This window comes from Cupriavidus sp. NPDC089707 (assembly GCF_044748965.1).
Taxonomy (GTDB): Bacteria; Pseudomonadota; Gammaproteobacteria; order Burkholderiales; family Burkholderiaceae; genus Cupriavidus.
Genome location: NZ_JBIVHB010000031.1, coordinates 34,780 through 56,655, shown reverse-complemented (window position 1 = coordinate 56,655; position 21,876 = coordinate 34,780). Strand labels below are relative to the sequence as shown.

Below are 21,876 nucleotides of genomic sequence, written 5' to 3'. Positions count from 1 at the left end.
CGGCAGCCACTGTCCAACCACTGCGCACCTGTCATGACACTCGGTCTTGCCCTGGCCCAGAGCCGGCGTATCGCGCCCGCCCTGCTTGCTCAGCTGGAGCAGGCCGCGCGTGAAAAGCAGTCACAGCTGATCGACGAGATCGTCGGCAGCGGCACCATGAGCGCGCACGACCTGGCGCTGTTCGCCGCGGACAAGTACCAGCTGCCGCTGCTGGACCTGAACCAGTACAACCTGACCAAGGTGCCGCCGGGGCTGGCGGGCAACCGCGAATTTCATGCTCATCGCCTGCTGCCGCTGGGTCGCCGCGAGAATCGGCTGGTGCTCGGGATGTCCGATCCGTCCAACCAGGCCGGCCTGGACGCGATCAAGGAAAAGTACAAGCTGCCGGTCGAAGCGGTGGTGGTCGAGCACGACAAGCTGATGAAGCACGTGCGCTCCGCCGGCGAGGCGCTGGGCACGCTGAAGAACATCTCGCCGGTGCAGGCCGAGCGCAAGATGATCGAGTACGACCCGGTGGCGGCCGCTGGCGCGCAGCGCAACCGCACTGCCGCCGATGCCATCGATGACGCCCCCGTGGTGCGCTTCCTGCAGAAACTGCTGACCGAAGCCTTCCATCGCGGCGCGTCCGATCTCCATTTCGAGCCGTTCGAAACCTTCTACCGGATCCGATTCCGTGTGGACGGCGTGCTGCAGGAGGTGGCCAGGCCGCCGCTGGATATCCGCGACAAGATCGCCACCCGCATCAAGGTGCTGTCCCGGCTGGATATTTCTGAAAAGCGCGTGCCGCAGGACGGCCGCATGAAGCTGCTGATCGCGTTACCCAAGGAGACGAAGGACAACAAGGACAGCAAGGACGCGAAGGACCCCAAGGACAAGGACGCCAGGGAAACGGTCGAGAAAGCCGTCGATTTCCGCGTCTCGACGCTGCCGACGCTGTTCGGCGAGAAGATCGTGATGCGGATCCTGGAATCGTCGAGCGACAAGCTCGACATCGACCAGCTCGGCTACGAGCCACAGCAGAAGGCGCTGCTGCTGGACGTCATCAAGCGCCCGTACGGCATGGTGCTGGTGACTGGCCCCACCGGCAGCGGCAAGACGGTGTCGCTGTACACCTTCCTGAACCTGCTGAACCAGGGTGACATCAATATCTCGACCGCCGAGGATCCTGCCGAAATCCAGCTGCCCGGGATCAACCAGGTCAACGTCAACGACAAGGCCGGGCTGACCTTTGCCGCGGCGCTGCGCTCGTTCCTGCGGCAGGATCCGGACGTCATCATGGTCGGCGAAATCCGCGACCTGGAAACCGCCGATATCTCGATCAAGGCCGCGCAGACCGGCCACCTGGTGCTGTCGACGCTGCACACCAATGACGCGCCCACCACGCTGACGCGGCTGATGAACATGGGTGTGGCACCGTTCAACATTGCTTCCAGCGTGCTGATGATCACAGCGCAGCGGCTGGCGCGGCGGCTGTGCACCTGCAAGCGCGCCGGCGAGCTGCCGCGCGAGACGCTGCTGGATGCCGGCTTCCGCGAACCGGATCTGGATGGCAGCTGGCAGCCCTATCACCCGGTCGGGTGCGAGCGCTGCAGCGGCAGTGGCTACAAGGGCCGCTGCGGCATCTACCAGGTCATGCCGATCACCGAGGCAATGCAGCAGATCATCCTGTCGCACGGCACCGCCCTGCAAATCGCCGAGCAGGCGCGCAAGGACGGCGTGCTATCGTTGCGCGAGGCTGGGCTGATGAAGGTCAGGCAGGGCGTCACGTCACTCGAAGAGGTGCTGGCGACCACGAATACATAGCAAGTCAGTCAGGTCACAACGTAAATACAAGACGTACCAGAAGCGTCATTTACACCGGGGGTCAACAACATGGCGACGCGCGCACCAGCGGCGGGCGCCCGGACGGCAGCACCGTCGCGGGCAAAATCAGGAAAGGGGCGCAAGGCCCCCACCCAGTACATCTTTGAATGGGAAGGCAAGGACCGCAAAGGCAAGACCTTTACCGGCGAACTGCGCGCGGAGAGCCAGGCCGAGGTCACCGCCACGCTGCGCAAGCAGGGCCTGACCATCGTCAAGCTCAAGAAGCGCAAGGCCGCGCGCGGGCGCAAGATCACCGAGAAGGACATCGCCTACTTCACCCGGCAGCTGTCGACCATGCTCAAGGCGGGGATTCCGCTGCTGCAATCGATCGACATCATCGCGCGCGGGCACGCCAATCCCAACTTCACCCAGCTGCTCTCCGAGATCCGCTTCGATATCGAATCGGGCAGCAGCATGGCGGCGGCGTTCCGGCGACAGCCGAAGTACTTCGACACGCTCTACTGCAACCTGATCGATGCGGGCGAACAGGGCGGTATCCTGGACGCACTGCTGGAGCGCCTGTCGCTCTACATGGAAAAGACCATCGCGCTGAAGGGCCAGATCAAGTCGGCGATGATCTACCCGATCGCGGTGCTGACGGTGGCCTTTGCCGTCACCGTGATCCTGATGCTGTTCGTGATCCCGGCGTTCAAGGGCGTGTTCTCCAGCTTCGGCGCCAACCTGCCCGCGCCGACGCTGCTGGTGATCGCCATTTCAGACTTTTTCGTGCAGTACTGGTATCTGGTCATCGGAACGCCGGTGGCCGGCATCACGTTCTACCTGCGGGCACGCAAGAAATCGGAGAAAGTGCAGCGCTGGTCCGACCGTGCGCTGCTGAAGCTGCCGATCTTCGGCAGCCTGTTCCGCAAGGCGGTGATTGCGCGCTGGACGCGTACGCTGGCGACCATGTTCGCCGCCGGCACGCCGCTGGTGGAGTCGATGGAGTCTGTGGCGGGCGCCGCCGGCAATTGGGTCTACTACGATGCCACGCGCGAGATCGAACAGTCGGTGCGCATCGGTACCAGCCTGACCAACGCCATGCAGGCCACGCACGTGTTCGACAACATGGTGCTGCAGATGACGCAGATCGGTGAAGAATCCGGCGCGCTCGACAACATGCTGCTGAAGGTGGCCGAGTTCTACGAGCGCGAGGTCGACGACGCGGTGGCCGCCATCTCCAGCCTGATCGAACCGATCATCATCGTGGTGCTGGGCGTGCTGATCGGCGGCATGGTGGTGGCAATGTACCTGCCGATCTTCAAGCTGGGACAGGTGGTGTAAGCCATGGCGCTGGCGTATTCCGTTTCACCGTTTCCCGCCGGTAGCGGGCAATTGCTGCAGGCGCTGGCGGCGCTGCCGCCTGCCTTCATGGTGGCGGCGGCGGCCATGCTTGGCCTGGTGGTGGGCAGTTTCCTCAACGTGGTGATCCACCGGCTGCCGCGCATGATGGAGCGCGAGGAAGCCAACTATATCGCCGAGTTGCGCGGCGATCCGCTGCCCTACCCCGCCCGCTACAACCTGATGGTGCCGCGCTCTGCCTGTCCGCACTGCGGCCACACGATCGCGCCCTGGGAAAACGTGCCGGTGCTGAGCTGGCTGGCGCTGCGCGGGCGCTGCTCGGCCTGCAAGACTCGGATCAGCGCGCGCTATCCGCTCGTGGAACTGGTCTGCGGCGTGCTGAGCGCGCTGGTGGCGTGGCGCTTCGGCCCTGGCGTGCAGGCATTGGCGGCACTGGTGCTGGTCTGGGCGTTGCTGGCGCTGACCCTGATCGATGCCGACACCCAGTTGCTGCCGGACCAGATCACGCTGCCGCTGCTGTGGCTGGGACTGGTGCTGAACCTGGGCACGCTGTTCGTTCCGCTGGCCGACGCTGTGATCGGGGCTGCCGCCGGCTACCTGGTGCTGTGGACGGCGTACTGGCTGTTCCGGCTGGTGCGCGGCAAGGAAGGCATGGGTTTCGGCGATTTCAAGCTGATGGCGGCACTTGGGGCGTGGTTCGGCTGGCAGGCGCTGCCGGCGTTGGTGCTGCTGTCATCGGTGGTCGGAGTGGTGTTCGGGCTGGCCAGCATCGCGCTGCGCCGGCAGGATCGCGACACGCCCTTCCCCTTCGGCCCTTTTATCGCGCTGGCGGGGCTGGTGGTGCTGGTATTCGGCTCCGGCGTGCTGCCGCTGACCGTGCTGCCGTGAAGCTGGTATCGTGACGGCAACATCGTCAACTGGCCTTCACGGCATCCCCACATGCTGGAAATCGGACTGACCGGCGGCATCGGCAGCGGCAAGACCCGCGTGGCCGACATGTTCGCCGCGCGCGGCGCTGCGATCATCGATACAGACCTGCTCGCTCACCAGATCACCGCCCCGGGCGGGCGTGCCATCCCGGCGCTGGTCGAGGCCTTCGGGCCTGAGTGCCTGCGCCCTGACGGCGCCATGGACCGCGACGCAATGCGCGCGCTGGTGTTCGCCGACCCGGCCGCCAAGGCGCGCCTGGAAGGCATCACCCATCCGCTGATCCGCGCGCTGACCAACGAGCATGCGCAGGCGGTCCGCGACGCCGGCGAGCATCCTTACCTGATTTACGTGGTGCCGCTGCTGGTCGAGTCCGGCTCATGGCGCGAGCGCGTGGGCCGCGTGCTGGTGGTCGACTGCACCGAAGCCACGCAGGTGGCGCGCGTGATGGCGCGCAACGGCTTCAGCCGCGAGCAGGTACAGGCGATCATGGCCAAGCAGGCAACGCGGCGTGCGCGGCTGGCATGTGCCGACGACGTCATCGACAACGACGGTCCGGTAGACGCGCTCGCGGCGCAGGTGGACCGCCTCGACCGCTATTACCGCGAACTGTCGGCGTCCGGAAAGGTCCATCCCGAAGCTGGCGCATGATGCGCGGGCCCGGCCCGGCGGCACGCGGCGAACGCGCGTCCGACATTGTCCTCGGCCCGGGTCTCGCATAGAATGCGCTGGAACATGCCAGGAAATCGCCGCATACTGCGGGCATTGGACACCGCGGATCACTCCGACACCGTCCACCCAGCCCCTTCCGGCGTTCCCCGGGCCACATTCCGCACCGGGCCTGCTCCTCTCACTGGGGCCGCCCGGCGCCCTGCACGGACATAGCACTTGATTCTGTACGAATATCCTTTCAACGAACGCATCAGGACACTCCTGCGGCTGGAGGACCTGTTCGATCGGCTGGAATACTTCCTCGGCCAGGATCATCCCCAGCAGCACCATGTCGCGCTGACCACGCTGTTCGAGATCATCGACGTAGCCGGCCGCGCCGACCTCAAGACCGACCTGATCAAGGAACTGGAACGCCAGCGCCAGGCGCTGGCGCCGCTGCGCGCCAACCCGCAGATCGACCAGGAAGCGCTGGACAGCGTGATTGGCGAAATCGAGCAGGGCATCGCCATGCTCAACCAGACCGTGGGCAAGGCCGGGCAGTTGCTGACCGACAATGAATGGCTGACCAGCATCCGCAGCCGCGCCATCATTCCTGGCGGCACCTGCGAGTTCGACCTGCCGGCCTATTACGCGTGGCAGCACCGCCCCGCGGAGGACCGCCGCGCCGATATCCTGAAGTGGGCGCGCCCGCTGGTGTCGCTGCGCATGGGCACCACCATCGTGCTGCGCCTGCTGCGCGAAGCCGGCCAGAGCGGAAAGGTGATCGCCACCGGCGGCAGCTACCAGCAGATGCTGTCGGGGCGCAGCTACCAGCTGATGCAGGTGTGGCTGGATGACTCACTGCTCGCCTTCATCCCGGAAATGAGCGCGAACAAGTACATGCTGTGGGTGCGCTTCACGCAGCAGGACGGCGACCTGCGGCCGCGCCCGGTCGATGCCGATATCCCGTTCCTGCTGAAACTCTGCAATTTCTGAAGCCATGCCCGCTGTCGTCAAATGCCCCACCTGTGGCACCGAGGTGGCCTGGGTGCCCGACAACAAGTTCCGCCCGTTCTGTTCCGAGCGCTGCAAGCAGATCGACCTCGGCGCCTGGGCGTCCGAGAAATACGTGATCGGCGGCAAGCCAGGCGAGACGCCTTCGCCTGACCTGCCCGGCGACGAGGACGACTGACGCAGTCGCCTCAGCCGCACAGACCGCTCAGTGCGCCGCCGCCAGCACGCGGCGGTAGAACCCCACGCATACCAGCGCGAAGACCGCCAGGCCCAGCCACTGCGCCGTCGCCTCAAAACCGGCGCCTGCCAGCGCCAGCGGCGCATCCGTGCCCGACAGGCCGATCACCGCGGCCAGCATCACGCCAACCAGGCTTTCGCCCACAATCAGGCCCGACGCCAGCAGCGTGCCGCGCCGCTCGGCGTGTCCCAGCGCCAGCTTGACGTCGTCGCCGCGCGCGGTGGCGCGGCGACGTTCGACGCGCAGCTGTGCCCTAGGCTTCTTCGCCCAGCCATTCGACCACCGGAATGGTGGCCGGCAGCAGCGGCGCGACCGTCACGGGCACCGTCTGCCAGGAAAAGGCCTGGCCTTCGCGGCCGACCGGGTCACCGCGCCAGGCAGTGACTTTGCAGAAATGCAGCCGCACATAGGCGTGCGGGTAGTCGTGCTCGAGCACATGCCAGCGCTCGCACGCGGTAATGTCCAGTCCCAGTTCTTCATGCAGTTCGCGGGCGAGTGCTGCCTCTACGGTCTCGCCTGGCTCGAGCTTGCCGCCCGGGAATTCCCAGTAGCCTTCATATGGTTTGCCCGCGGGGCGCTGCGCCAGCAGGAAGCGGCCATCCGGCTGCACCATCACGCCAACGGCGACTTCGGTGACCTTGCGCGGCGGGTTGCCGGCGGTCTCTGCGGGCTTGTCCATGGCCGGGTTCATGCGTTGTCGTTCCCCGGCACGTCGGCAATATACGGCTGGCCATGCTTGCCGCCCCAGTCGCGCGCGAACTGCCACGCCACGCGGCCCGAGCGCGAGCCGCGCTCCAGCGCCCACACCAGCGCGTCGCCGCGCGCGGCGGCGATGTCCTCGTCGGTGCAGCCGAAGTGCCTGAGCCAGTGGCCGACAATGGTCAGGTACTCATCCTGCTTGGGCGGGTAGAACGACAGCCACAGCCCGAAGCGCTCGGACAGCGAAATCTTCTCCTCGACCACTTCGCCGGGATGGATCTCGCCGTCGTCGGTGTGGCGGTAGGTTTCGTTGTCCTTCATGTACTCCGGCAGCAGGTGCCGGCGGTTGGACGTGGCGTAGATCAGCACGTTATCCGACTGCGCAGCGACCGAGCCGTCGAGCGCGGATTTCAGCGACTTGTAGCCCGACTCGCCTTCTTCAAACGACAGATCGTCGCAGAAGATGACAAAGCGCTCGGGGCGGGTCGAGACCAGCTCGACGATATCGCCGAGGTCGCCGAGATCATCCTTGTCGACCTCCACCAGCCGCAGCCCGTCCTTGACGAAGGCATTCAGGCAGGCCTTGATCAGCGACGACTTGCCGGTGCCGCGCGCGCCGGTCAGCAGCACGTTGTTGGCCGGCAGCTGGCTCACGAACTGGCGCGTGTTGGCGACGATGGCGTCCTTCTGGCGCTCGATGTTTTTCAGGTCGTCCAGGTGGATCGGCGGCAGCTGGCGCACCGGCTGCAGATAGCCGATATTGCCGAACAGGCTCTGGCGCTTGCGCCAGCGGAACGCTACCGCCTCCTGCCAGTCCGCATCGTTCAGTTGCGGCGGCAGCCATTGTTCGAGGCGGGAAAGGAAGTTGTCGAGGCGGGCGGCGAGGTCGGACATGGTGATGGGGCGGTGGCAGTAGAGGTCAGCTTGTTGCCAACTGTTTTAGCTCCCTTTCCCCTCAGTGAGAGAGGATTGGGGAGAGGGGTGGTTTGGCGCTACCACGCTTCCTGATGCGCCGGCCCTCTCCCCCGGCCCCTCTCCCGCAAGCGGGAGAGGGGAGCAAAACAGTGGTGCTTAAGAACGGTAGTCGGCGTTGATCGACACGTAGTCGTGCGACAGGTCGCAGGTCCACACCGTGGCTTCGGCATTGCCGCGGCCCAGCGCGATGCGCACCGTGATCTCGGCCTGTTTCATCACGCGCTGGCCGTCTTCTTCGCGGTAGTCGGGATTGCGGCCGCCGTCGCGGGCGACCCAGACATCGTCCAGCCAGAGGTTGACGCGGCCGACGTCCAGGTCATCCACGCCCGCGTAGCCGACCGCGGCCAGGATGCGGCCCAGGTTGGGGTCCGAGGCGTAGAACGCGGTCTTGACCAGCGGCGAGTGCGCGACCGCATAAGCGATCTGGCGGCATTCGGCCACGTCCTTGCCGCCTTCGACGCGGATGGTCATCAGCTTGGTCGCGCCTTCGCCGTCACGCACGATCATCTGCGCCAGCTCTTGCGCCAGGCTCGTTACCGCGTCGCGCAGCGCTGCAAAGGCCGGGCCTTCGGCGCGGTCGACCACGGCACCGGACTTGCCCGAGGCGATCAGCACGAACGAATCGTTGGTCGAGGTATCGCCATCGATGGTGATGCTGTTGAACGAGTGGTCGGCGGCGTGCGTCACCAGACCCTGCAGCACCGGCTGCGCCACCGCGGCGTCCATGGCGATAAAGCCCAGCATGGTCGCCATGTTCGGGCGGATCATGCCGGCGCCCTTGCTGATGCCCGACAGCGTCACCGTCTTGCCGTCGATCTGCACCGTGCGCGATGCGACCTTGGGCTGCGTGTCGGTGGTCATGATCGCTTCCGCCGCGGCCAGCCAGTTGTCGGCCTTGGCGTTGGCGATGGCGGCGGGCAGCCCTGCCAGCAGGCGGTCCATCGGCAATTGCTCGAGGATCACGCCGGTCGAGAACGGCAGCACCTGGTCGGCATGGATGCCCAGCTGCACAGCCAGCGCGTCGCAGGTGGCGCGGGCGTTGGCCAAACCCTGCTCGCCGGTACCGGCGTTGGCATTGCCGGTGTTGACCACCAGCGCGCGGATGCCCTTGCCCGACTTGTTCACAGCCGCAAGGTGCTCCCGGCACACCTGCACCGGCGCGGCGCAGAAGCGGTTGCTGGTGAAGACGCCGGCCACGGTGCTGCCTTCGGCCACGCGCACCACCAGCACGTCCTTGCGGTTGGCCTTGCGGATGCCCGCCTCGGCCCAGCCGAGCTCCACGCCGGCGACGGATTTCAGGTTCTCTGCCTGGGGCAGCGGAAGATTGACGGGCATGTAGGACTCCTCGATGTTCCTGCCAGCGACTTGCTTGTCTCAGACGAACATGCCCGCGAAGGGCGGGCATGTTCGTTTCCTGTTGCGTCAGGCCCCGCGCTCGGGACCGACGTCATACCGGGCACCCGGCGCGGCTCAGTTCAGCTGAGCTTGCCGTGGCACTGCTTGAACTTCTTGCCCGAGCCGCACGGGCACGGATCGTTGCGGCCAACCTTGGGCATGCCCGCCAGCGCCAGCTCGGCGGCGGCCATGGCCGTGCCGGTGCGCGGCGACGGCACTTCCTCGACCGGCTCGCGGCCTTCGGCGAACTCGTCGTGCTTGTACTGCACGTTCTCCAGGTGCGACAGGCCTTCCTCGATCTGCTCGGAAGCCTGTTCCAGTTCCTCCGGCGACTGGATCTGCACGTTGAAGGTCACGCGGGTGACTTCGTTCTTGATCACGTCCAGCAGGCGCGCGAACAGCTCGAACGACTCGCGCTTGTACTCCTGCTTGGGATCCTTCTGCGCATAGCCGCGCAGGTGGATGCCCTGGCGCAGATGGTCCAGCGCGGCCAGGTGTTCGCGCCAGTGCGTGTCGATGCTCTGCAGCATGACCGAGCGCTCGAACCCGGCGAACGACTCGCGGCCGACCATCGCGACCTTGCCGTCGTAGCGCTCGGTCGCCGCCTTCATGATCAGGTCGAGCAGCTCTTCGTCCTCGATGCTCTGCGCGCCCTCGATGGTCTGCGCCAGCGGCACCTCAAGGCCCCAGTCCTCGCGCAGGCGCGCTTCCAGGCCGGCGATGTTCCACTGCTCTTCCATGGTGTCGGCCGGCACGTGATCGCGGAACAGCTCGATCAGCACGCTTTCGCGCAGGTTGGTGACCATCTCGCCGACGTCATTGGCCTCGAGCACGTCGTTGCGCAGCTTGTAGATTTCCTTGCGCTGGTCGTTGGCGACGTCGTCGTACTGCAGCAGCTGCTTGCGGATATCGAAGTTGCGGCCTTCCACCTTGCGCTGCGCCGATTCGATCGAGCGCGTGACGATGCCGGCCTCGATCGGCTCGCCTTCGGGCATCTTCAGGCGCTCCATGATCGCGCGCACGCGGTCGCCGGCGAAGATGCGCAGCAGCTGGTCGTCCAGCGACAGGTAGAAGCGCGACGAACCCGGGTCGCCCTGGCGGCCGGCACGGCCGCGCAGCTGGTTGTCGATACGGCGCGACTCATGACGCTCGGTGCCTACGATATGCAGGCCGCCGGCGGCCTTGACCTGCTCGTGCAGCGACTGCCATTCATCCTTGAGCTGCTGGATGCGCGCGGCCTTGTCGGCGTCGGACAGGTTCAGGTCCGCTTCGATAAAGCCCGACTGCTTCTCCACGTTGCCGCCCAGCACGATGTCGGTACCACGGCCGGCCATGTTGGTGGCGATGGTGATCATCCTGGGACGGCCGGCCTGCGCCACGATCTCGGCTTCGCGCGCGTGCTGCTTGGCGTTGAGCACCTGGTGCGGCAGCTGTTCGCGCTCGAGCAGGCCCGACAGGTATTCCGAGGTCTCGATCGAGGTGGTACCCACCAGCACCGGCTGGCCACGCTCATGGCAGTCGCGGATATCGCGCACCACGGCGTCGTAGCGTTCCTTGCCGGTCTTGTAGATCTGGTCTTGCTGGTCCTTGCGCTGGGCCGGGCGGTTGGTCGGGATCACCACCACTTCCAGGCCGTAGATCTCCTGGAATTCATATGCTTCCGTGTCGGCGGTGCCGGTCATGCCGGCCAGCTTCTCGTACATGCGGAAGTAGTTCTGGAAGGTGACGGTGGCCAGGGTCTGGTTTTCCTGCTGGACGCTTACGCCTTCCTTGGCCTCGACCGCCTGGTGCAGGCCGTCCGACCAGCGCCGGCCGGTCATCAGGCGGCCGGTGAATTCGTCGACGATCACCACTTCGTCGTTCTGCACCACGTAGTGCTGGTCGCGATGGAACAGGCTGTGCGCGCGCAGGGCGGCGTACAGGTGGTGCATCAGCGTGATATTCTGCGGCGCGTACAGCGACTCGCCCTCGCCGATCAGGCCCTGTTGGACCAGGATCTGCTCGGCCTTCTCGTGGCCGGCTTCGGTCAGGTAGACCTGGTGGCCCTTCTCGTCGACGTAGTAGTCACCCGGCTTCTCGACGCCGGTGCCATCGGCCTTTTCCTCGCCGATCTGGCGCTCGAGCAGCTTGGGGATGCCGTTCATGCGCTGGTACAGGTCGGTCTGGTTCTCGGCCTGGCCCGAGATGATCAGCGGTGTGCGCGCCTCGTCGATCAGGATCGAGTCCACTTCATCGACGATGGCGTAGTTCAGCGGCCGCTGCACCCGCTGCGACGGGTCGTAGACCATGTTGTCGCGCAGGTAGTCGAAGCCGAACTCGTTGTTGGTGCCGTAGGTGATGTCGGCGCTGTAGGCAGCCTGCTTCTCGTCATGCGCCATCTGCGACAGGTTGACACCCACCGACAGGCCCAGGAAGTTGTACAGCTTGCCCATCCACTCGGCATCGCGCTGCGCCAGGTAGTCGTTGACGGTCACCACGTGCACCCCCTGGCCCGTGAGGGCATTCAGGTACACGGCCAGCGTCGCGGTCAGGGTCTTGCCTTCGCCGGTGCGCATTTCGGCGATCTTGTTGTCGTTCAGCACCATGCCGCCGATCAGCTGCACGTCGAAGTGGCGCATCTTCATGACGCGCTTGCTGGCCTCGCGGCACACGGCAAAGGCCTCTGGCAGCAGCGCTTCAAGCGACTCGCCGCCGGCGTGGCGCTGCCGGAAGGTCTCGGTCATGCCGCGCAGGTCGTCGTCCGAGAGCCCCTCGAACTTCGGCTCCAGCGCATTGATCTGCGCCACCGTGCGGCCGTATTGTTTGATCAGCCGCTCATTGCGGCTGCCGAAGACTTTCTTGAGAAGGCCCGTGATCATCGATTGCTTTCACCTGCGCGGGACCGGGTTGACGCCCCTGGTAAGCGGGCCCCCCGGCGGCCGGGCGAGGAATGGATAGATTGGCGCGAAACGCCGAGTTTATCATGTGCCGGGGTCACGGCCGGAACGCGCGCCGGGCCTTGCCGTGCAAGGCGGCGAATGCCAAACACCGGCCAACGCGGGCCGACCCCGGCCCTCTGCTTGCAGCAGTTTGGGGCGGGTGCGGCAGCTTCAATCCGCACCCGCCCCGGGGCCGCCCCGGCGCCCCTTGCTAGAATGCAGCCATGCGCCGCTTTACCCACCACGCCCTGCAGACTGCTGCCGCCAAGCCGCTCAATGACTGGCTGGCCAAGTCCGGCCCGGTTTCGGGGCTGATGCAGACCGCGCGCCAGCTGTCCGTGCTGGAGGCCGAAGTGCTGTCGCTGCTGCCCCCCGGCATGCGCGCCGGCATTGCCGTGGCCGGGGTCAAGCGCGACGCCGTCGACCCGAACGGCCAGGTGCTGCTGTTGCTGGCGGCACACGGCGCGGCCGCGGCGCGGGTGCGGCAGGTGGTGCCGACGCTGCTGGGACGGCTGCAGCAGCGCGGCTCGCAGATCACCGCGATCCGGGTACGGGTGCAGCCCGAGGTGCAGCGCCACTCGGACTGGGACACCGGACCGGTCGAGCGCAAGCGCACCAGCGGGCAGATGACGCCGACCGGCCTTGCCAGCCTGGACCAGCTCGCGCGCACGCTGCCGGATTCGCCGCTGCGCGATGCGCTCAAGACGCTGCTCTCGCATCACCGCTGAGCGGCCGACAGCCATTTCCGAACAAACAAGAAAGCCGACCCTCGGGTCGGCTTTTCGTTGCGCGGCGCGCAGGCGGCGCGGCTCAGGCAAAGGCTGGCTGGGCCTGCGGCAGGAAAGCGGCTGGCGCGTCCTCGACACGGTCGAACGTGACCAGCTCATAGGCCTCCTGGTCCGCCAGCAGCGCGCGCAGCAGCTGGTTGTTCAGGCCGTGGCCCGACTTGTGCGCGACATAGGACCCGATCAGCGGATGGCCGACCACATACAGGTCGCCGATGGCATCGAGGATCTTGTGGCGAACGAATTCGTCGCCATAGCGCAGTTCCTCGTTGTTCAGCATGCGATGCTCGTCCAGCACGATGGCGTTGTCCAGGCTGCCGCCGCGCGCCAGGCCCATCTCGCGCAGCGCCTCCACCTCATGGGCAAAGCCAAAGGTGCGGGCCCGGGCGATTTCGCGCACGTAGCTGGTGTCGCCAAAGTCGATCGAGAAGGTCTGGCCGGTCTTGTCGACCGCCGGATGGCGGAAGTCGATGGTGAATGCCAGCTTGAAGCCGAAAAACGGCTCCAGCCGCGCAAACTTGTCGCCTTCGCGCACTTCCACCGGCTTCTTGACGCGGATAAAGGTCTTCAGCGCGTTCTGTTCTTCAATGCCGGCCGACTGCAGCAGGAACACGAAGGACGCGGCGCTGCCGTCCATGATCGGGATTTCCTCGGCGTCGACGTCGACATAGAGGTTGTCGATGCCCAGGCCGGCGCACGCCGACATCAGGTGCTCGACGGTGGAAACGCGCGCGCCATCCTTCTGCAGCACCGATGCCAGGCGCGTGTCGCCGATGGCCGAAGCGGCCACGGGAATCTCGACGGCCTCGGGCAGGTCGACGCGGGTAAAGACGATACCGGTGTCGGCGGCGGCGGGACGCAGGGTCAGCGTGACCTTACGGCCTGAATGCAGCCCGATGCCAACCGTCTTCACCAGGGATTTGATCGTGCGCTGTTTGAGCATGACAGCCTCAGCTATTATAAAAATCTATCGTGATGCTTTTCTGATTAAGCGATTTTACCACCACCCCGAAAATGGTGCAGCCGGGTTTTGTTTCCGGCTGTTAACGCCGCATCAAGATGTTGCGAATAATCCACGTTTACCCGGATGACTGTGTCAGCCGCGCAACGCAGCCAGCACGGCCTCGGCGCTGCTGACGCGGAATTCGCCGGGCGCCTCCACATCAAGCCGGGTCACGACACCATCGTCGATCACCATGGCATAGCGCTTGGAGCGCACGCCCATGCCGCGCGCGCCCAGGTCCTGGTCCAGTCCCAAGGCACGCGTCCATTCGGCGCTGCCGTCAGCCATCATGCGCACCGTGCCGGCGGCCTGCTGTTCGCGGCCCCACGCGCCCATGACGAAGGCGTCGTTGACCGACACGCACCACACTTCGTCGACGCCGGCGGCGCGCAGGTCCGCGGCATGCGTCACGAAACCCGGCACATGCTTGGCCGAGCAGGTCGGCGTGAACGCGCCGGGCAGTCCAAACACCACGATCTTGCGCCCGCGCACCAGGTCGGCGACGCGCAAAGCATTGGGGCCGAGCGCACAGCCATTGCTCTCGGTTTCAAAGAATTCCTGCAGGGTGGCGTCCGGGACGCGGGAACCGACGGTAATCATGGGGCGTGGTCTTCCTGGGTTTTCTGAAGAATAGGTCGGATGCGAATTGGCTGCCCTGGCGATTGTTGCATCGCACAGGCAGCGGGCAACCTCAGGATCATAGGCGCCGCGCCGGCGATGCAAAAGCCGGGTCACATCCGGTCGCATTCGATACACCTTGCTACAAAGACGTCCGCGCGACGCACCTTGTGGGTGCGCCGCGCGGACGGCGAGACATCCCGACCGGGAAGGCGGGAAACCAGTCCGGGGAGGCGGCCAGCGGCACGCCCTGCCCGGCGACGGGATGCGGGTTGTGGCGGACGATGCGCCGTTGCGGCAGGCGGCGCGGCGCCGCCTGCCGCCTGCCGGGTCACGTCAGTCCATGCAAGGCACGCGCGGATAGGGAGCGCGCGTGCATCGCGACAAGGCGACGCGATCCGTCAGGCGGCCAGTGGAGGCACCGATGCAGCGCCGTCCGGCGCTCAGTCTGCCTGCTTGCGCAGGAAGGCCGGAATATCGTACGTGTCCACACCCTTCTCCTGCAGCGCCGCCACGTGGGCAGACGCCGACTCGCGCGAGCTGCGCCACACCGCCGGCGTGTCCAGGTTGCTGTAGTCCGGCGAGCTGTGCTGCGCGGCAGTGGCGGCCATGTTGGCCATCATCTGCACCGGCATGTTGTCCGTGCCAGTCTTCAGCAGCGTCATCGGCTGCTGCTTCTTGGCCGAGCGGCCCAGGCCGGTTGCGACCACGGTCACGCGCAGCGCATCGCTCATCGAATCGTCGTACACCGTACCGAAGATCACGGTCGCATCTTCCGCGGCGTAGCTGCGGATGGTGTTCATGACTTCCTTGGTTTCCGACAGCTTCAGCGAACGGCTGGCGGTGATGTTGACCAGCACGCCGCGCGCGCCGGACAGGTCCACGCCTTCCAGCAGCGGGCTGGCAACGGCCTGCTCGGCCGCCAGGCGGGCGCGGTCCACGCCCGACACGGTGGCCGTCCCCATCATGGCCTTGCCCTGCTCGCCCATCACCGTCTTCACGTCTTCGAAGTCGACGTTCACCAGGCCGTCAACGTTGATGATCTCGGCAATGCCGGCCACCGCGTTGTGCAGCACGTCGTCGGCGCACTGGAAGCATGCGTCCATCTCGGCGTCGTCGCCCATCACTTCGAACAGCTTTTCGTTCAGCACCACGATCAGCGAATCGACCGACGATTCCAGCTCGCTCGAACCATGCTCGGCTACCTTGGCGCGGCGCGCGCCTTCGAAGTCGAACGGCTTGCTGACCACGCCCACGGTCAGGATGCCCATTTCCTTGGCAACCTGCGCCACGATCGGCGCGGCACCGGTACCGGTACCGCCGCCCATGCCGGCAGTGATGAAGACCATGTGCGCGCCACGCAGGGCGTCGGCGATCTGCTCGCGGGCCTGCTCGGCGCAACCGCGGCCGACTTCCGGCTTGGCGCCGGCGCCCAGGCCCGTATTGCCGAGTTGCAGCACGCGCGAAGCGCTGGAACGCTTGAGCGCCTGGGCGTCGGTGTTCATGCAGATGAATTCGACGCCTTGCACGCCGCGGCTGATCATGTGCTGCACGGCATTGCCGCCCGCGCCGCCCACGCCGACCACCTTGATGATGGTGCCGTCCATCACTTCCGTTTCGATCATGTCAAAGTCCATCACTGCCTCCGAGAAGAATCAGTCCCCAGACGATGCAGCCTCCCCGCCGCAACCCCTGGTTTCTGAACAAAAAACCATTAAAAGAAAAAGAACCAAGAAAACCTTTGCTCAACGCGCCATCGCCTGTCCGGTAGACAAGACCGTCCGCGCGCCGTTTGCATCTTCAGCCCGGTAACTTCCGCATCGATCAGAAATTGCCGACAAACCATTCCTTCATGCGGCCCCACACCTGCTTGACCGAGCCGCTCTGCACCGCCACCTTGCGCCCGCGCATCCGTTGCACGCGGCCTTCCAGCAGCAGGCCCATCACCGTCGCATAGCGCGGGCTCTTCACCACCTCGTGCAGGTTGCCGCGGTACTCCGGCACACCCACGCGCACGGGCTTGAGGAAGATGTCCTCGCCCAGCTCGACCATGCCCGGCATCATCGCGGTACCACCCGTGATGACCACGCCGGACGACAACAGTTCTTCATAGCCCGACTCGCGCACCACCTGGTGCACCAGCGAGTACAGCTCTTCGATGCGCGGCTCGATCACCGCGGCCAGTGCCTGGCGGCTGAGCGTGCGCGTGCCGCGGTCGCCTACGCCCGGCACCTCGATCATGTCTTCCGGATCGGCGATCGCCTGCTTGGCGATGCCGTACTGGATCTTGATGTCCTCGGCGTCCGGCGTCGGCGTGCGCAGCGCCATGGCGATGTCGTTGGTGATCTGGTCGCCGGCGATGGGGATCACGGCCGTATGGCGGATCGCGCCTTCGCTGAAGATGGCGATATCGGTGGTGCCGCCGCCGATGTCGACCAGCACCACGCCCAGTTCCTTCTCGTCCTCGGTCAGCACCGCCAGGCTCGACGCCAGCGGCTGCAGGATCAGGTCGTGCACTTCCAGGCCGCAGCGGCGCACGCACTTGACGATGTTCTGCGCGGCGCTGACGGCGCCGGTGACGATATGCACCTTCACTTCCAGGCGGATGCCGCTCATGCCGATGGGCTCGCGCACGTCTTCCTGGCCGTCGATGATGAATTCCTGCGTCAGGATGTGCAGGATCTGCTGGTCGGTCGGGATATTGACCGCCTTGGCGGTCTCGATCACGCGCGCCACGTCGGTCTGCGTGACCTCCTTGTCCTTGATCGCCACCATGCCGCTGGAGTTGAAGCTGCGGATATGGCTGCCGGCAATGCCGGTAAAGACCTCCGAGATCTTGCAGTCGGCCATCAGTTCAGCCTCTTCCAGTGCTTTCTGGATCGACTGCACAGTGGCCTCGATATTGACCACGACCCCTTTCTTCAGACCCTTGGACTCCGACTGGCCCATCCCGATCACCTCGTAGCTGCCGTCGGGGCGCAGTTCTGCGACCACCGCCGCCACCTTCGAGGTGCCGATATCGAGACCGACCAACAGGTCCTTGTATTCCTTGCTCATCGGGTTTTCTCCGCGTTCTTGCTCTTCAGTCGCGTCGGATTGTTGTTGGAAGTACCGGAAACCGCTGCCGCCGCCCGGGCCGCCTTCGCTGCCCGCTCCGCCTTCTCGGCCCGCACCGCCGCGGCGATCTGCGCCTCGGTCAGGAAGCGGGCGTTGGCGGCTCGGATGGCAAAGCCGTTGGGATAACGCAGGTCGGCGTAGTCGATCTGCTTGCCCCACTGCTCGGTGACCTGCGGCCACGCAGCGACGAAACGCCTGACCCGCTGGTCCATGGCAGCGCGATCTTCATCGTTCTGCTCGCGGCCCAGCTCGACCACCATGCCGTTGGACAGCTTGGCGCGCCAGGCATAGCGGCCCGACAGCGTCACCGCCAGCGGCTCGGTCTGCAGCGGCTTGAACCACTGGCGCATGACCTCGAGCTTCTCGATCACGTCGCCCTCGCTGTCCGGCGGCCCGTCCAGCGCCAGCAGCTGTGCGTCTTCTTCCGCCTCGGCGGTGTTGGCCACGAAGATCTCGCCGTAGGTATTGAGCAGGCGCCCGCTCTCCGGCGAGCCCCAGGTACCCAGCGCCTCGTGTTCCTCGACCTCCACGGCCAGGCCGTTGGGCCACTCGCGCCGCACGCTGGCACGGCGCACCCAGGGCACCGACTCGAACGCCTGCCGTGCCGCGTTCAGGTCGAGCGTGAAGAAGTTGCCCGACAGCTTGCCCAGCGCGCTGGCACGCACGCTGGGGGCGTTCACATGGCGCAGCGCGCCGCCGTCCATCGGCGCGACCTCCACGTGGGTGATGGCAAACACCGGCCGCTGCGCCAGCCACAGCAGGCCGGCCGCGAGCGCCATCAGCGCCACCACGGCGTACAGCGTGGTGGCGATCAGGTTGAGCAGGCGTGCGTTATGCCACATGATCCAGGCGGGTTCTCTGTTATTCAGGCTTCCAGTGCTCGTTCGGGTGCAGGTCCAGCGTCGCGGCGGCCACCACCTGCAGCACGAAGTCCTCGTAGCTGATGCCGACCGCGCGCGCCGCCATCGGCACCAGCGAGTGGCCGGTCATGCCGGGCGAGGTATTCATCTCGAGCAGGAACGGCTTGCCGTCGGCGCGCAGCATCACGTCGGCGCGCGCCCAGCCGCGGCAGCCCAGCACGCGGTAGGACTGCACCGCCAGCGCCTGGACTTCCTTCTCGACTTCGGGGTCCAGCCCTGACGGACACAAGTATTGGGTATCGTCAGTAAAGTATTTATTTTGATAGTCGTAGTTGGCCTCTGGCGCGACGATGCGGATCACCGGCAGCGCTTCGGCGGTGTCGCCCTCGCCGACGATCGGGCAGGTCAGCTCGGCGCCGTCGATAAAGGTCTCAGCGATGACGTCGTTGTCCAGCGCCTCGGCCCGATCGAACGCCTCGCGCATCTGCTCGGCCGCCGTCACCTTGGTCAGGCCGATCGACGAGCCTTCGCGCGCCGGCTTGACGATCAGCGGCAGGCCCAGGTCGGCGACCACGGCGTCGAAATCCGTATTTGCATGCAGCATGGCGAAACGCGGCGTGGGCAGGTCATGCGTGGTCCACAGGCGCTTGGTGGCCTGCTTGTCCATCGCCAGCGCCGAGGCCAGCACGCCGCTGCCGGTGTAAGGCACGCCCAGCTGTTCCAGCAGGCCCTGGATGGTGCCGTCTTCGCCGTAGCGGCCGTGCAGCGCGATAAAGACGCGGTCGAACCTGGCCGCGGCCAGCTCGGCCACGCTTTGCAGGCCGGGATCGAAGCCGTGCGCGTCGACGCCGCGCGACTGCAGCGCGGCCAGCACGCCGCTGCCCGACATCAGCGAGACCTCGCGCTCGGCCGAACGGCCGCCGAACAGCACGCCAACCTTGCCCAGCGACTTGGGATCGATATTGGGATGGGCGACGAAGCTCATTGCTGGCCTCCCGACTGTTGCGTCTGCTGGTACGACACCAGTTGCCCCGGCACGCCGCCGATCGAACCGGCGCCCATTGTCACGACCACATCGCCGGGCCGGACAGCATTCAGGATGGCCTGCGGCATCTCTTCCATCTGCTCCACGAAAACAGGTTCTACCTTGCCGGCCACGCGCAACGCGCGGGTCAGCGCACGGCCATCGGCGGCCACGATCGGGCTCTCGCCGGCGGCATAGACCTCGGACAACAGCAGGGCGTCGACGGTGCCCAGCACTTTGACGAAGTCTTCAAAGCAATCCCGCGTACGGGTAAAACGGTGCGGCTGGAACGCCAGCACCAGGCGGCGGCCCGGAAATGCGCCGCGCGCCGCGGCCAGCGTGGCGGCCATTTCCACCGGGTGGTGGCCGTAGTCGTCCACCAGCGTGAAGGTGCCGGCACCATCGGTGGTGGCCACTTCGCCGTAGCGCTGGAAGCGGCGGCCCACGCCGTGGAACTCGCGCAGCGCCTTGACGATGGCGGCGTCGGGCACTTCCAGCTCGGTGGCGATGGCGATCGCCGCCAGCGCGTTCTGCACGTTGTGCATGCCGGGCAGGTTCAGCACGATTTCCAGCGGCGGCTCGGTATGGCCGTTGAGCTGGCGCAGCACGGTGAAGTGCATCTGGCCGTCGACCGCGCGCGCGTCTACGGCGCGGATCTGCGCGTCTTCGGCAAACCCGTAGCGCACCACCGGCTTGGACATGAACGGCAGGATCTCGCGCACGTTGGGGTCGTCCACGCACAGCACGGCGATGCCATAGAACGGCAAGCGCTGCGTGAATTCGATGAACGCCTGCTTGAGCCGGGCAAAGTCGTGCCCGTACGTGTCCATGTGGTCGGCATCGATATTGGTGATGACCTCGATGACCGGGAACAGGTTCAGGAACGACGCGTCGGACTCATCGGCCTCGGCCACGATGAAGTCGCCGGTGCCCAGGCGCGCATTGGCGCCGGCGGAGTTGAGCCGGCCGCCGATGACGAAGGTGGGATCCAGCCCGCCTTCGGCCAGCACGGATGCCACCAGGCTGGTGGTGGTGGTCTTGCCGTGCGTGCCGGCGATGGCCACGCCCTGCTTCAGGCGCATCAGCTCGGCCAGCATCACCGCGCGCGGCACCACCGGGATGCGCTTGCTGCGGGCGGCCAGCACCTCGGGGTTGTCGCCGCTGACCGCGGTCGACACCACCACGGCGTTGGCGCCGGTCACGTTGGCCGCGTCATGCCCGTGCATGACCGTGGCGCCCAGCGAGGCCAGGCGCCGCGTGGCGGCATTGCTGCCCACGTCGGAACCCGAGACCTTGTAGCCCAGGTTCAGCAGGACCTCGGCGATGCCGCTCATGCCGGCCCCGCCAATGCCCACGAAGTGGATGTTTTTGACGATATGCTTCATTGGATTGCTGCTTCGCTCACTTCAGTCCCTGGCCAGCTGGCTGCACACCTCGGCGACGCGCCGGGTTGCCTCAGGCTTGGCCAGTCCGCGCGCCAGACGCGCCATATCTTTCAGCTGCGACCGGGTCAGGCTGGCGATGGTCTGCGCCAGGCCCTCGGCCGTCAGGTCTTGTTGCTGCACCAGCAGGGCCGCGCCCGCGCTGGACAAAAACTTTGCGTTGGTGGTCTGGTGGTCATCCACCGCGTGCGGGAACGGCACGAAGAGCGCCGCCACGCCCGCCGCGGCCACTTCCGACACCGTCATCGCGCCGGCGCGGCAGATCACGAGATCCGCATCGGCATAGGCGCGCGCCATGTCGTCGATGAACGGCAACGTCTGCGCCGGCACCTGCGCCGCCGCGTAGTTGGCGCGCAGCGTGTCGATCTGCCTGGCGCCCGCCTGGTGGGTCACCACCGGACGCTCGCTTTGCGGCAACAGCGCGATCGCCTTCGGCACAACCTCGTTCAGCGCCGCGGCGCCCAGGCTGCCGCCCACCACCAGGATGCGCAGCGGGCCGGTGCGCTGGTCGTAGCGCGACTCGGGCGCATCCAGGTGCGCCAGTTCCTCGCGCACCGGATTGCCGGTCCATTCGCCGCCGGGCAGCGTGTCCGGGAACGCGCACAGCACGCGGTCGGCCACCTTGGCCAGCACCTTGTTGGCCAGGCCGGCAATCGAGTTCTGCTCGTGCAGCACCAGCGGCCGCCCCAGCAGCGACGCCATCATGCCGGCCGGGAAGGTGATATAGCCGCCCATGCCCAGCACCACGTTCGGCCGCACGCGGCGCAGTGCGCCGATGCTCTGCCAGAACGCGCGCAGCAGGTTCAGCGGCAGCAGGAACTTGGTCACCAGCCCCTTGCCACGCAGCCCGCCGAACTGGATGTATTCCATCGGGATGCCGTGCTTGGGCACCAGCGTGGCTTCCATGCCGGTCCGGTTGCCCAGCCAGACAATGTTCCAGCCCTGCTCGCGCAACGCATGCGCGACCGCCAGCCCCGGGAACACATGCCCCCCGGTGCCGCCGGCCATCACGAGCAGGGTGCGCGGTGCGGTCATGCCTTGCCTCCGC

At 66.4% G+C, this 21,876-nt stretch carries 20 protein-coding genes and 1 pseudogene; 8 read left to right on the top strand and 13 right to left on the bottom strand.

The genetic code is table 11. The annotated features are described in order from the left end of the window. Window positions 1–33: 33 nt before the first annotated feature. The 6 genes from ACIP1U_RS29780 (at window position 34) to ACIP1U_RS29755 (ending at window position 5,932) form a co-directional block, all read left to right on the top strand. Complete coding sequence (locus tag ACIP1U_RS29780) at window positions 34–1,803, top strand: ATPase, T2SS/T4P/T4SS family (protein ID WP_400322738.1); 1,770 nt, start codon at window positions 34–36, stop codon at window positions 1,801–1,803. Window positions 1,804–1,872: 69 nt separating this feature from the next. Further along, a complete protein-coding gene (locus ACIP1U_RS29775; RefSeq protein ID WP_400322737.1) occupies window positions 1,873–3,144 on the top strand; it encodes a type II secretion system F family protein in 1,272 nt (423 codons plus the stop codon). Between the two features lie 3 nt (window positions 3,145–3,147). Continuing rightward, on the top strand, window positions 3,148–4,050 hold the full coding sequence (locus tag ACIP1U_RS29770; protein WP_400322736.1) for a prepilin peptidase: 903 nt from the start codon (window positions 3,148–3,150) through the stop codon (window positions 4,048–4,050). A gap of 51 nt (window positions 4,051–4,101) precedes the next feature. After that, a complete protein-coding gene (gene coaE, locus ACIP1U_RS29765) occupies window positions 4,102–4,740 on the top strand; it encodes a dephospho-CoA kinase (RefSeq protein ID WP_400322734.1) in 639 nt (212 codons plus the stop codon). 237 nt (window positions 4,741–4,977) lie between these two features. Continuing rightward, window positions 4,978–5,736 (top strand): cell division protein ZapD, encoded by a 759-nt coding sequence (gene zapD, locus ACIP1U_RS29760; RefSeq protein ID WP_400322732.1) that lies wholly within the window; start codon window positions 4,978–4,980, stop codon window positions 5,734–5,736. Between the two features lie 4 nt (window positions 5,737–5,740). Then, window positions 5,741–5,932, top strand: coding sequence for a DNA gyrase inhibitor YacG (locus ACIP1U_RS29755; RefSeq protein ID WP_029048086.1), 192 nt, complete (start codon window positions 5,741–5,743; stop codon window positions 5,930–5,932). 27 nt (window positions 5,933–5,959) lie between these two features. On the opposite strand, the pseudogene ACIP1U_RS29750 reads toward ACIP1U_RS29755, so the two are convergent. The 5 genes and pseudogenes from ACIP1U_RS29750 to secA form a co-directional block, all read right to left on the bottom strand. Further along, window positions 5,960–6,238 (bottom strand): annotated as a pseudogene (locus ACIP1U_RS29750) (oligopeptide transporter, OPT family); the annotation flags it as partial. Between the two features lie 7 nt (window positions 6,239–6,245). Beyond that, a complete protein-coding gene (locus ACIP1U_RS29745; protein ID WP_209761242.1) occupies window positions 6,246–6,671 on the bottom strand; it encodes an NUDIX domain-containing protein in 426 nt (141 codons plus the stop codon). 8 nt (window positions 6,672–6,679) lie between these two features. Then, window positions 6,680–7,585, bottom strand: a complete 906-nt coding sequence (locus ACIP1U_RS29740) for an ATP-binding protein (protein WP_400322729.1) — start codon at window positions 7,583–7,585, stop codon at window positions 6,680–6,682. Between the two features lie 177 nt (window positions 7,586–7,762). After that, a complete protein-coding gene (argJ, locus tag ACIP1U_RS29735) occupies window positions 7,763–9,001 on the bottom strand; it encodes a bifunctional glutamate N-acetyltransferase/amino-acid acetyltransferase ArgJ (protein WP_400322727.1) in 1,239 nt (412 codons plus the stop codon). Window positions 9,002–9,141: 140 nt separating this feature from the next. After that, window positions 9,142–11,919, bottom strand: coding sequence for a preprotein translocase subunit SecA (secA, locus tag ACIP1U_RS29730; protein ID WP_400322725.1), 2,778 nt, complete (start codon window positions 11,917–11,919; stop codon window positions 9,142–9,144). A 284-nt stretch (window positions 11,920–12,203) separates the two neighbouring features. On the opposite strand from secA, the gene ACIP1U_RS29725 reads away from it, so the two are divergent. After that, on the top strand, window positions 12,204–12,707 hold the full coding sequence (locus ACIP1U_RS29725) for a DciA family protein (protein ID WP_400322723.1): 504 nt from the start codon (window positions 12,204–12,206) through the stop codon (window positions 12,705–12,707). Window positions 12,708–12,789: 82 nt separating this feature from the next. On the opposite strand, the gene lpxC is transcribed toward ACIP1U_RS29725, so the two are convergent. The 3 genes from lpxC to ftsZ all read right to left on the bottom strand — a co-directional run bounded on the left by lpxC (window position 12,790) and on the right by ftsZ (window position 16,022). Next, window positions 12,790–13,707 (bottom strand): UDP-3-O-acyl-N-acetylglucosamine deacetylase, encoded by a 918-nt coding sequence (gene lpxC / locus ACIP1U_RS29720; protein WP_209761237.1) that lies wholly within the window; start codon window positions 13,705–13,707, stop codon window positions 12,790–12,792. Window positions 13,708–13,860: 153 nt separating this feature from the next. Further along, window positions 13,861–14,367 carry a peroxiredoxin gene (locus ACIP1U_RS29715; protein WP_400322721.1) on the bottom strand — a complete coding sequence of 169 codons (507 nt, stop codon included), beginning with the start codon at window positions 14,365–14,367 and terminating at the stop codon, window positions 13,861–13,863. Between the two features lie 461 nt (window positions 14,368–14,828). Then, window positions 14,829–16,022, bottom strand: a complete 1,194-nt coding sequence (gene ftsZ / locus ACIP1U_RS29710; protein WP_400322719.1) for a cell division protein FtsZ — start codon at window positions 16,020–16,022, stop codon at window positions 14,829–14,831. Here ftsZ and ACIP1U_RS29705 point away from each other — a divergent pair. After that, window positions 16,009–16,197 carry a hypothetical protein gene (locus ACIP1U_RS29705; protein WP_400322760.1) on the top strand — a complete coding sequence of 63 codons (189 nt, stop codon included), beginning with the start codon at window positions 16,009–16,011 and terminating at the stop codon, window positions 16,195–16,197. The genes ftsZ and ACIP1U_RS29705 overlap by 14 nt on opposite strands. Window positions 16,198–16,209: 12 nt before the next feature. Here ACIP1U_RS29705 and ftsA read toward each other — a convergent pair whose 3' ends face one another. Genes ftsA through murG form a run of 5 tightly spaced genes read right to left on the bottom strand, consistent with a single transcriptional unit; the run spans window position 16,210 to window position 21,863 of the window. After that, entirely contained in the window at window positions 16,210–17,442 is a 1,233-nt protein-coding gene (ftsA, locus tag ACIP1U_RS29700; RefSeq protein WP_400322718.1) for a cell division protein FtsA, read from the bottom strand. Further along, the gene (locus ACIP1U_RS29695; RefSeq protein WP_400322716.1) at window positions 17,439–18,344 is read right to left on the bottom strand and encodes a cell division protein FtsQ/DivIB; all 906 of its coding nucleotides are present in this window, start codon (window positions 18,342–18,344) and stop codon (window positions 17,439–17,441) included. The genes ftsA and ACIP1U_RS29695 overlap by 4 nt, the downstream gene beginning before the upstream one ends. A 19-nt stretch (window positions 18,345–18,363) precedes the next feature. Beyond that, a complete protein-coding gene (locus ACIP1U_RS29690; protein WP_400322714.1) occupies window positions 18,364–19,347 on the bottom strand; it encodes a D-alanine--D-alanine ligase in 984 nt (327 codons plus the stop codon). Then, complete coding sequence (murC, locus tag ACIP1U_RS29685) at window positions 19,344–20,771, bottom strand: UDP-N-acetylmuramate--L-alanine ligase (protein WP_400322712.1); 1,428 nt, start codon at window positions 20,769–20,771, stop codon at window positions 19,344–19,346. Before murC ends, ACIP1U_RS29690 begins: the two co-directional genes overlap by 4 nt. 21 nt (window positions 20,772–20,792) lie before the next feature. After that, window positions 20,793–21,863 carry an undecaprenyldiphospho-muramoylpentapeptide beta-N-acetylglucosaminyltransferase gene (gene murG / locus ACIP1U_RS29680; RefSeq protein WP_400322710.1) on the bottom strand — a complete coding sequence of 357 codons (1,071 nt, stop codon included), beginning with the start codon at window positions 21,861–21,863 and terminating at the stop codon, window positions 20,793–20,795. Between the last annotated feature and the right edge of the window lie 13 nt (window positions 21,864–21,876).